General features: G+C 70.7%; 10 protein-coding genes. 5 read left to right on the top strand and 5 right to left on the bottom strand.

Annotation, left to right across the window (positions count from 1 at the left end; all coding sequences use genetic code 11):
- The first annotated feature begins 8 nt into the window (after positions 1-8).
- Positions 9-599, top strand: a complete 591-nt coding sequence (locus NMN56_RS27320) for a PPA1309 family protein (protein WP_274040790.1) — start codon at positions 9-11, stop codon at positions 597-599.
- Between the two features lie 57 nt (positions 600-656).
- On the opposite strand, the gene NMN56_RS27325 is transcribed toward NMN56_RS27320, so the two are convergent.
- From NMN56_RS27325 to NMN56_RS27340, 4 genes are all read right to left on the bottom strand, one after another.
- A complete protein-coding gene (locus tag NMN56_RS27325; RefSeq protein WP_274040791.1) occupies positions 657-1,754 on the bottom strand; it encodes a YlbL family protein in 1,098 nt (365 codons plus the stop codon).
- Between the two features lie 25 nt (positions 1,755-1,779).
- Complete coding sequence (locus NMN56_RS27330; RefSeq protein ID WP_274040792.1) at positions 1,780-2,061, bottom strand: hypothetical protein; 282 nt, start codon at positions 2,059-2,061, stop codon at positions 1,780-1,782.
- A gap of 217 nt (positions 2,062-2,278) precedes the next feature.
- Positions 2,279-2,773 carry a molybdenum cofactor biosynthesis protein MoaE gene (locus NMN56_RS27335; protein WP_430542721.1) on the bottom strand — a complete coding sequence of 165 codons (495 nt, stop codon included), beginning with the start codon at positions 2,771-2,773 and terminating at the stop codon, positions 2,279-2,281.
- A 31-nt stretch (positions 2,774-2,804) separates the two neighbouring features.
- Positions 2,805-3,905 carry an SDR family oxidoreductase gene (locus tag NMN56_RS27340; RefSeq protein WP_274040794.1) on the bottom strand — a complete coding sequence of 367 codons (1,101 nt, stop codon included), beginning with the start codon at positions 3,903-3,905 and terminating at the stop codon, positions 2,805-2,807.
- Positions 3,906-4,098: 193 nt separating this feature from the next.
- Between NMN56_RS27340 and NMN56_RS27345 the strand changes: the two genes are divergently transcribed.
- Both NMN56_RS27345 and NMN56_RS27350 read left to right on the top strand, forming a co-directional pair.
- Positions 4,099-5,616, top strand: a complete 1,518-nt coding sequence (locus NMN56_RS27345; protein ID WP_274040795.1) for a zinc-dependent metalloprotease — start codon at positions 4,099-4,101, stop codon at positions 5,614-5,616.
- Positions 5,613-6,164, top strand: coding sequence for an NUDIX hydrolase (locus NMN56_RS27350; RefSeq protein ID WP_274040796.1), 552 nt, complete (start codon positions 5,613-5,615; stop codon positions 6,162-6,164). Before NMN56_RS27345 ends, NMN56_RS27350 begins: the two co-directional genes overlap by 4 nt.
- A 24-nt stretch (positions 6,165-6,188) precedes the next feature.
- Here the strand turns inward: NMN56_RS27350 and NMN56_RS27355 are convergent, their stop codons facing one another.
- Positions 6,189-6,740, bottom strand: coding sequence for a M48 metallopeptidase family protein (locus NMN56_RS27355; RefSeq protein ID WP_274040797.1), 552 nt, complete (start codon positions 6,738-6,740; stop codon positions 6,189-6,191).
- A gap of 255 nt (positions 6,741-6,995) precedes the next feature.
- Between NMN56_RS27355 and NMN56_RS27360 the strand changes: the two genes are divergently transcribed.
- The gene (locus tag NMN56_RS27360) at positions 6,996-8,096 is read left to right on the top strand and encodes a ThiF family adenylyltransferase (protein ID WP_274040798.1); all 1,101 of its coding nucleotides are present in this window, start codon (positions 6,996-6,998) and stop codon (positions 8,094-8,096) included.
- 53 nt (positions 8,097-8,149) lie between these two features.
- The gene (locus tag NMN56_RS27365) at positions 8,150-9,550 is read left to right on the top strand and encodes an ABC1 kinase family protein (RefSeq protein ID WP_274040799.1); all 1,401 of its coding nucleotides are present in this window, start codon (positions 8,150-8,152) and stop codon (positions 9,548-9,550) included.
- Positions 9,551-9,661: the final 111 nt, after the last annotated feature.

Raw genomic sequence — 9,661 nt, forward strand, 5'->3', positions numbered from 1 at the left:
ATATGCGCATGAACAACCTCCCTCTTGATGGCACACCACTCGCATCCGGCCCACTCACCCGCGCGGTGCTGGAGATCGACGAGTACACCGCCGGGCTGGGCTGGGACCAGCCCGCACGGCTTTTCGCCCTGGTGAACACCGCGCGGCTGCGCGCCGAGGAGCCCGGTCTCGCCGGGCAGCTGGGGCTGGACGAGGCCCCGGACAGCGAGAACGGCGGGGAGGGCGGGCCCGGCGGGGACCGTTCGCTCACTCCCGTCGAGCAGGACGAAATCCCGGAAGGAGCGCCCCTGGACGAGTTCCTGGGCACCATCGGGTGGCCCGATACGGTCGACGGCTGCGCGGTCACCGTGGAGCGGCTGATGCTTCCGCCCTCGGCGGAAACCTCCGTACCGGGCGACTTGGACGACGAGCAGCTGGCCACGTGGGTCGCCGAGCATCCGGAGCGCAGGGAGGTGCGGATGACGGTCGCCGTACTGCGTGACGGGCAGCGCGAGTCGGCGCTGCGGCTGCGTGAGAAGGACACGCCCACGGAGGTGCTGACGGGTTCGGAACTGGTGCCCGGGCTCGCCGAGGCGCTGTCCGCGACGTTCGAGGAGTAGGCGTGACGGGCCGCGGGCATCCGCCCGTCGGCCCGCCTCGGTCCTTCCGGGCCCGGCTCAGCCCTTCTTGCAGCGTGTGAGAGCGTCCGTTTCACCTTCGCGGATCTTCTTGAGCGCGTTCATCGCCTCGTCCATGGAGCCCACCTTCACGAGGGTCAGCCCGTCGGGCTTGTCCTTGGCCGCCGAGGGGCAGTTGCCCGCGGGGGTCAGGAAGAACTTCGCGCCCTTCGCGCGCGCCGCGACGGTCTTCATCTGGATGCCGCCGATCTCGCCGACCTTGCCCTGGTCGTCGATGGTGCCGGTACCGGCCACGAACTGGCCGCCCGTCAGGTCGGTCTTGGTGAGCTTGTCGACGATGCCCAGCCCGAACATCAGGCCGGCGCTGGGGCCGCCGATGTCGGCGAGCTTGATGTCGATCGTGAACGGGAACGTGTGGCCGAGCGCGGGCTGGATGCCGACGATGGGCCGTCCGTCCTCCTCGGCCTTCTTCGTCGCCACGGTGACCCGCTTGCCGTCCGCCTCAGAGGGCTGCTTGCCCGCCTTCTTGGAAGCGGCGGCCTTGTCGGCGGGAATCACGGTGAAGGTGACCTTCCGGCCCGGCTCGCGCTTGGTGACCAGATCGGCGACGCTCTCCGGCTTCTTGACGGCCTTGCCGTCGACGGCGGTGATGACGTCGCCCGCGTGCAGCCGCTTCTCGGCCGGGCCGCCCTTGACGACGGAACCGACGAGCACATGCGAACCGACCGGGATGTCCAGTTCCCTGAGCGCTGCCACCTTGGCGCTCTCCTGGGAGGCGCTGAACTCCTCGGCGTTCTGCTCGTCGACCTCCTGGGCCGACTTGTCGTCCGGGTAGAGCGTGGAGTGGGGGACGACGGCGCTGTCGTGCTGGAGCCAGCCGGAGAGCGCTTCCACGAGGTTCATGCGGTATTCGGCGCCGGTGACGCGGACGGTGGTCATGTTCAGATGGCCCGTCGTCCTGTACTGCTTCGGCCCGCCCTTGATGTTGAGCACCGGGTCGCCCGCGTGCTTGCTCAGGGTGTTCACCGTCGGCCCGGGCGACATCTCCGCGTAGGGCACATTGATGAGGACACCGGCGCAGAGCAGCGCTATGAGCATCAGGAACGAAGCAAGCATTGTCGCGGTGCGGCGAGGCATGGAACGACAGTACGGGACCCGTTTGTCAGGCGCCCGCCCGGCCCGGCCCCTCCGAGGCCGACTGTGCGACGGCCCCCGCGCCCGGGGAAGCCGCACCCGCGGGCACCGGGTCCTCGTGCGGGTCTGCCTCCTGGGAGACCTCTTTCGCCTCGGCGCTGGAGCGCTCCATGGCGGCCCGGAAGCGCTCGTATCCGGCGACTCCCGCGGCATCGGGTGTGGTGGTGCGACGGCGGCCGGCCCAACTGCCCCAGAGTCCCGCCGCGACCGCGGCGACGACCGGAATCAGCAACCAGGCGAGAGCCGCCATGGAGACCTCCCGACCCCTCGTACGTGTGTCTCCGGCCGGAAACCGGCCGATGAGCAGATTAACCGTCAGAGACACAACGGTCCGACCCGGGCCCCGGTTACGCAACCGGAATCTTCCCCACCGCATCGCGCGGTTGGGGGCGTGCAGCCGCGTTGCCGGTCCGGCGTTCCTGTAGTAGCCGCGTTCCCGCTGACAGCGGCGTGCCTGTGGTTGCGCCTCAGCCGCCCTCGGCGCCCACCCACTCCTCTGTGCCGTCGGAGAAGGTCTGGTGCTTCCAGATGGGCACCTGGTGCTTGAGGTCGTCGATCAGTCGGCGGCAGGCGTCGAACGCCTCGGCCCGGTGCGGGCAGGAGACGGCCACCACCACGGCGAGATCCCCCACTTCCAGGTCGCCGACCCGGTGCACGGCGGCGAGCGCGCGCACAGGATGGTCGGCCGCGATCTTCTCGGCGACCTTGCGCAGCTCGGCCTGCGCCGAAGGATGGGAGGAATAGCCCAGACGGGCGACGTCGGTACCGCCGTCGTGGTCGCGCACCGTGCCGACGAAGAGCGCCGTGCCTCCCGCCGCGTCGTCGCCGACCGCGGCGAAGACCTCGTCCACGGAGAGCGGCGTCCCGCGGATCTCCAGCAGCCGGATCGGATCGTCGGCGGCCCGCTCACCTGGGTGGTCGGGACGGTCAGCAGCGTCGTACATCTGTGCCATGCCCGTCATGCTGCCGTACGGGCGGGGAATTCGGAACACTTCACAGGCCGCGCCGTTTGCGTGCCCTGCGGACAAGCGCCGCCGTGCCCAGGAGCGCCACCGTCGCACCGGCGGCGCCGGCGGCCGTTGCGGCCTCCGTGCGTCCCAGGCGCCGGCCGGCCACCGCGTGCCGTCCGGAGACCTCCTCCAGCAGCTCGGCGAGGACCTCCTCGTTCGTCCAGCGCGGGCGCCAGCCCGAGTCGTGCAGCCTGCTGCCGCTGACGACCCACGGGTACATCGTGTACGCCAGGTCACCGGCCGGGGACGGGGTCAGACCGAGGCGGTGCAGCCGGGAGGCGGCGCCCAGCGCGACGCTGGAGGGCAGCTCCATGCGGCGCATGCCCGTCAGCTCCTCGACCTCCTCCTGCTCCAGCCAGCCGTCGCAGCCGACGGCCAGCTCGCCTTCGACCTTCTCCAGCGCCGCGTGCTCCAGGGCCGTGACCAGGTCGTCGACGTGGCAGAACTGCCAGCAGGGGCGTGAGTCCGCGACGACCAGCAGGCGCGGGGACTCGAAGTAGCGGGTCAGCGCGGTGTCCGTACCGGCTCCGACGAGGACGGCGGGGCGCAGGACGGTGACGTTCAGGCCGGGGTGGGCGCGGGGTGCGCGGCGGGCGAGGCGTTCGATCTCCAGCAGGTCGCCCACGCCCGTGGCGTCGGCCGTGGCGCGCAGCTCGGCGTCCTCGGCGAGCGGCACGTCGTTGTCCTGGAGCGCGCCGTAGACCATGGCGGAGGTGCACAGCACGACCCGGTGCACACCGGCGGCGGCAGCGGCCGTGAGCACGGTCTGGGTGCCCCGTACGTTGTAGGCGGTACGGGCTGCGGGGTCGGTCTCCAGGTCGAGGTCGAGCGCGAGATGCACCACGACGTCCACGGGGTCGCCGCCTCCGCGCAGCCTGTCGGCGATGGCGGGGTCGCGGACGTCGAGCGTGTGCCACTGGGCCTCGCTCACCTCGCCCCTGCGTTCGTCGAGGGCGATGACCTGCTTGATCTCCTCAGAAGCCGCGAGCCGCTCCGTGAGCAGCGCGCCGACCCCCGAGGCTGCGCCCGTGACGGCGACGGTTGGGGTTCGCGCTGCGCGAACGTGGGACTCGGAGGAACTCACCGGGCGTCTCCAGTGGTTGTTTCTGGTACGAGGTGCGCAGGCTCCATCCTGCCTGACAGGTGTCTAGGCTGGAGGCAGAGCCCACAGATCACATCCAGGACATGCGGATCGTTCCGGAACCGACCAGCACCTCACCACTACGAGACCCGATCACCAGATCCGACCGTCCGACGAGACAGAGCCGAGGAAACCCGTGAGTGACACCCCATTCGGATTCGGCGTACCTCCCGAGGAGCCCGAGGACGGGGACGAGGGCAAGAAGCAGCAGGGCGGCGGACAGCCCAACCCGTTCGGTTTCGGCGGAGAGGGTGCCGGCGACAACCCCCTTGCCGCGATGTTCGGGTCCCTGGGGGGCGGACAGGGACAGCTCGACGCGAGCGACCTGGGAGCCGCCTTCCAGAAGCTGGGCCAGATGCTGTCCTACGAGGGCGGCCCCGTGAACTGGGACATGGCCAAGGACATCGCCCGCCAGACCGTGGCAGCGGGTGCGCAGGACGGTTCGAAGGACGCTTCCGTGGGCCCGCAGGAGCGCGCCTCGGTCGAGGAGGCCGTCCGCCTCGCCGACCTGTGGCTGGACGGCGTCACCTCGCTGCCCTCCGGTTCCGGTACGGCGGTGGCGTGGAGCCGCGCCGAGTGGGTCGAGTCGACCCTCCCGGTCTGGAAGGACCTCGTCGACCCCGTGGCCGAGCGCGTCGGCGCCGCCATGGGCGACGTGCTCCCTGAAGAGATGCAGGCCATGGCGGGCCCGCTGCTCGGGATGATGCGCTCCATGGGCGGCGCGATGTTCGGCACCCAGATCGGCCAGGCCGTGGGTGTGCTCGCGGGCGAGGTGGTCGGTTCGACCGACATCGGCCTCCCCCTGGGCCCTGTGGGGAAGGCAGCGCTGCTGCCCCGCAACATCGACGCGCTCGGCAAGGGCCTCGGCGTGCCCCTGGAGGAGGTGCGGCTGTACATCGCGCTGCGTGAGGCGGCGCACCAGCGCCTGTTCGCGCACGTGCCGTGGCTGCGCTCGCACCTGTTCGGCGCGGTCGAGGGCTACGCCCGCGGCATCAAGGTGGACACCGCCAAGCTTGAGGACGTGGTGGGTCAGATCGACCCGCAGCACCCCGAAGAGCTGCAGGCCGCGCTGCAGCAGGGCATGTTCCAGCCCGAGGACACCCCGGAGCAGAAGGCGGCGCTCGCGCGCCTGGAGACCGCTCTCGCCCTCGTGGAGGGCTGGGTCGACGCGGTCGTGCACGCCGCGGCGGAGCCGCACCTGCCGTCCGCCTCGGCGCTGCGCGAGACGCTGCGCAGGCGGCGTGCGACCGGCGGACCGGCGGAGCAGACCTTCGCGACGCTGATCGGCCTGGAGCTGCGTCCCAGGAGGCTGCGCGACGCGGCCCGGCTGTGGGCCTCCCTCGCCGACGCGCGCGGCGCGGAGGGGCGCGACGGCCTGTGGGAGCACCCTGACATGCTGCCGACGGCCGCTGACCTGGACGACCCGGACGGCTTCGTCCACCGCGAGCAGCCGGACTTCTCGGAGCTGGACAGGATGCTCGGTGACGCGGCGGCGGAGCGCGGCGGGACGGATGCGGCCGGTGAGGCCGGTGCGGAAGAGCCCGGGAAGGGCACCTCCACGGGGCCGAAGCTGGACAAGTCGTCCCCCGAGGAAGGCACGGGCGGCTCGTCCGGCGAAGACGACGAGGACAATCCGGGCGAAGGGAAGAAGTGAGCCACCCCCAGGATCTCCATGAAGACGCGAAGCGGGTCCTGAGCGGGTGGCGGGCGCCGGAGGGTGACGCGGAGCAGGAGCGGTTGCGGCTGTGCTACTTGGAGCACCTTTCGGCACATGCGGACGGCATGTGGAAGGCGTGCTCCCAGGGGCACGTCACGGCGAGTGCCCTGGTCGTTGATCCCGTAGGCGGCAGGGTGCTGCTGACGCTGCACCGGAAGCTGCGCATGTGGCTCCAGATGGGCGGCCACTGCGAGCCGCAGGACGCGTCGCTGGCCGAAGCGGCACTGCGGGAGGCGTCCGAGGAATCAGGCATCCATGGGCTGACGCTTGTGCCTGGCGGTCCGGTGCGTCTGGACCGTCACCACACGCCCTGCGCGTGGCATCTGGATGTGCAGTACGCGGCGCTGGCTCCTGCCGGCGCCATGGAGACGATCAGCGACGAATCGCTGGATCTGCGCTGGTTCGGGTTCGACGATGTGGCGGGCGTCGCCGACGACTCGGTGGTCGCCCTTACGGAGAGGACCCGGGCGCTGGCGCTCAGTTGACGGGTGACGGGGCCGTCGCCGCCGTCAGTCGTCGTCCGTGACCGGAAGGTGCGGCAGGCGCTCGGCCGCGACGACCCCTTCGAGGAAGCCCCGCGCGCGTTCGGTGCGGGGATAGACGTCCAGGAGACGCCAGAAACGGGGGCCGTGCCCGGGCACGAGCAGATGCGCCAGCTCATGGAGGAGCACGTAGTCGATGACGTACTCCGGCATGCCCTGAAGCCGGTGTGAGAGCCGGATGCTGCCCTCCGCCGGAGTGCACGATCCCCAGCGTGTGTTCTGGTTGGTGACCCAGCGGACGGAGTCGGGACGTGCCCGCCCGTCGAGGTACTGCTCGGACAACTGGGCCGCGCGCTCGGCGAGATCGCTGTCGCCGAGCATCCTTTTGCGCTCCTGCGCTGCCAGTTTGTCGAGCATCACGCCTACCCAGCGCGCCTCTTCGTCCTCCGACATACGTGCCGGAATGAGCACGACCGTGCGGTTCCCCTCGCGGTAGGCGGAGACCGTACGGCGTCGGCGGGCGCTGCGGCGCACCTCGACCGCGCTCTTGCTGGTGCTGTTCAGCGGGTCGGCGGGCACGCCCTGACGTTACCCGCTGCCGATGGAGGAAGTCCCGCCTCCAGGCTGGTTCGAGGACGAAAGGCGAGAAGGGGGGAAAGCCCCTCGCGTGGACGGCCGGCCCAGGGGAGAACATCGTGCCGAGGCAGACTGGCTTGTACGCACCATCCCCAGATTTATATGACTAATACCGATGTCTGTGGATAAGCCGCAACCAGGAACTGAACGGTGCCCGCATGCTGTCAGCAGTGATCGAGACGGCCTCAGGGGGACACCATGCATCCAATGATCAAGCCCGCGCTGCGGCGCGGTTGGCGGGACCGGCAGACCGTGCAGTACGGCATGGCACCCGCGCACGCGGTGCTGCTGGGCCCGGTGAGCGATCCCGCCGCAGCACTGATGGAGCTGATGGACGGCACGCGCAGCCTGGACCAGCTGCGCGAGGAGGCAGGCAGGCTCGGGCTCGGACCTGAGATCCCCGAGCGGCTCGCACAGCGGCTCGCCTCGGCCGGTGTGCTGGACGACGCGACGGCGCACCGCGGTGCCGCGGCGAGCGTCGGTGACGGGCTGCGTCCCGATCTGGCCTCGCTCTCGGTGGTGCACCGTGAGCCAGGAGGCGGGCTGCGCCGTCTGGCCGCGAGGCGCGAGGCGCGGGTACAGGTGCGAGGTGCCGGCAGGGTGGGCGCCGCCGTCGCGGCGACGCTCTCGGCCGCAGGGGTGGGACAGGTGGACGTGGTCGACGGGGGATCCGTCGAGCCGTGGGACACCTCGGCCTGCGGAATCCCCGCACAGCGGGTGGGCAAGCGCCGCGATGTGGCGGCGCGGGCCGCCGTACGGGAAGCGCGGGCGTGGCACGGCAGTTCACGGAGCGAGATCGGCCTGGTGATCATCGCGCCGCGCGACGGACTGGACGCCTACGCCCCGGACCCTGTCGCGGCCGAACGGTTCATGACGGCGGGGACCCCGCATCTGTACGGCGGAGTGGCGGAGGCCACCGGTGTGGTGGGCCCACTGGTGCTGCCGGGCACCTCGCCATGCGCCGACTGCATGCTGCGGACACGGGCCGAACGCGAACCGGGCTGGCCGATGCTGGTGGGCCAGTGGCGCACGGCGAGTCGGCGCCGAGCGGGAACTCCCGCCTGCGACACGGCGCTGGCGACGATGGTCGCGGGCGCAACCGCCTCGTACGCGCTGAGCTTTCTCGACGGTGACGGCGGCTGCGCCGTGGGGTACCGACTGCGGTTCGCGCTGCCCTATCTGCTGCCGGACACCGAGCAGTTCGCCACCCACCCTGAGTGTCCGTGTGGTGCCGCTTCGGTGAGTGGACCCCCCTCGGACTCCGCGAGCCAAGGAACGCACGCCACAATGACCGGGTAGCCGCCGTTCACGGTGTTGTTCTCGGTTGAGCTGTCTGGGAGTTGGAGGGACGCATGTCTGATCTTCCCCGTAAGGCGGTTACGCGTACGGCCAAGCTGGCCGCTCTGCCGCTCGGTTTCGCGGGCCGGTCCGCATGGGGGCTGGGCAAGCGCCTGGGCGGATACTCCGCCGACCTCGTCGGCCATGAGCTGCAACAGCGCACCGCGGAGCAGCTGTTCAAGGTGCTCGGTGAGCTGAAGGGGGGCGCCATGAAGTTCGGCCAGGCCCTTTCGGTCTTCGAGTCCGCGCTGCCCGACGAGCTGGCCGGCCCCTACCGCGCGACGCTCACACGCCTCCAGGAGGCGGCACCGCCGCTGCCGGCCGGCACGGTGCACTCGGTACTGGAGCAGCGGCTCGGCGAGGAGTGGCGGGAGCTGTTCGAGGAGTTCGACGACAAACCGGCCGCCGCAGCGTCGATAGGTCAGGTGCACCGCGCCGTCTGGCACGACGGACGCGAGGTCGCCGTGAAGGTGCAGTATCCGGGAGCGGGCGAGGCTCTCGTGTCCGACCTCGCCCAGTTGGGCCGCTTCGCACGTCTGTTGGGCCCGCTGATACCCGGCATGGACATCAAGCCACTGATCGCCGAGCTGCGGGACCGCGTCACCGAGGAGCTGGACTACGCGCTGGAGGCCGAGGCACAGCGTACATACGCGGAGGAGTACGCCGGCGACGAGGACGTCTTCGTTCCGGATGTGGTGCACCAGGGCGACGAGGTGCTGGTGACGGAGTGGATGGACGGCATACCTCTGTCGGAGGTGATAGCGGAGGGCAGCCAGGAGGAGCGGGACCGGGCAGGGCAACTGCTGAGCCGCTTCCTCTTCTCCGGAACGGTCCGCACCGGTCTGCTGCACGCCGATCCGCACCCGGGCAACTTCCGCCTGGTCACCGGCGGGCATGAGTCACCGGAGCGCTGGCGCCTGGGCGTCATGGACTTCGGCACCGTCGACCGGCTGCCGGACGGGTTGCCGTCCACGATCGGCCCTGTACTGCGGATGACGCTGGACGGTGACGCGGAGGACGCCTACGAGCTGCTGCGCGAGGAAGGGTTCGTGAAGGAGAAGATCGAGCTGGACCCGGACGCGGTGCGCGACTACTTGCTGCCGATCATCGAGCCCGCGTGCGTCGAGGACTTCGCCTTCAGCCGGGAGTGGATGCGCCGGCAGGCGGGGCGGATAGCTGATCCCCGCTCCCCTGCCCACCAGTTGGGACGCCAGCTCAATCTGCCGCCGTCATACCTGCTGATCCACCGGGTGACGCTGAGCACCATCGGGGTGCTGTGCCAGCTCGGGGCAACGGTACGGATGCGCGAGGAGATGGAGACCTGGGTGCCCGGCTTCGCACCGGACGAGGCGGAGCCGGAGGAGTACGGGGCGGACGCCGTGGAGGACGTCGCCTACGAAGAGACATCGGCCTGAGCGACGTGGGCGCCAGGAACGGGTGAGCTGTGCCCGCGCCATGAGGAGCTCGCGCCTCGGAGAGTGCGAGGCGGGAGCCATGCGCGGAAGACGCGGCTCGGGGGCGGGTGG

Origin of the sequence: Streptomyces iconiensis, assembly GCF_028657195.3 — a bacterium.
Taxonomy (GTDB): domain Bacteria; phylum Actinomycetota; class Actinomycetes; order Streptomycetales; family Streptomycetaceae; genus Streptomyces; species Streptomyces iconiensis.

What these genes read in the sequence shown, in the direction of transcription:
- NMN56_RS27325 (WP_274040791.1), bottom strand. Translation starts at nt 1,754, where the DNA reads ATGCCTCGCCGCACCGCGACAATGCTTGCTTCGTTCCTGATGCTCATA.
- NMN56_RS27320 (WP_274040790.1), top strand. Translation starts at nt 9, where the DNA reads ATGAACAACCTCCCTCTTGATGGCACACCACTCGCATCCGGCCCACTC.
- NMN56_RS27330 (WP_274040792.1), bottom strand. Translation starts at nt 2,061, where the DNA reads ATGGCGGCTCTCGCCTGGTTGCTGATTCCGGTCGTCGCCGCGGTCGCG.
- NMN56_RS27335 (WP_430542721.1), bottom strand. Translation starts at nt 2,773, where the DNA reads ATGACGGGCATGGCACAGATGTACGACGCTGCTGACCGTCCCGACCAC.
- NMN56_RS27360 (WP_274040798.1), top strand. Translation starts at nt 6,996, where the DNA reads ATGCATCCAATGATCAAGCCCGCGCTGCGGCGCGGTTGGCGGGACCGG.
- NMN56_RS27365 (WP_274040799.1), top strand. Translation starts at nt 8,150, where the DNA reads ATGTCTGATCTTCCCCGTAAGGCGGTTACGCGTACGGCCAAGCTGGCC.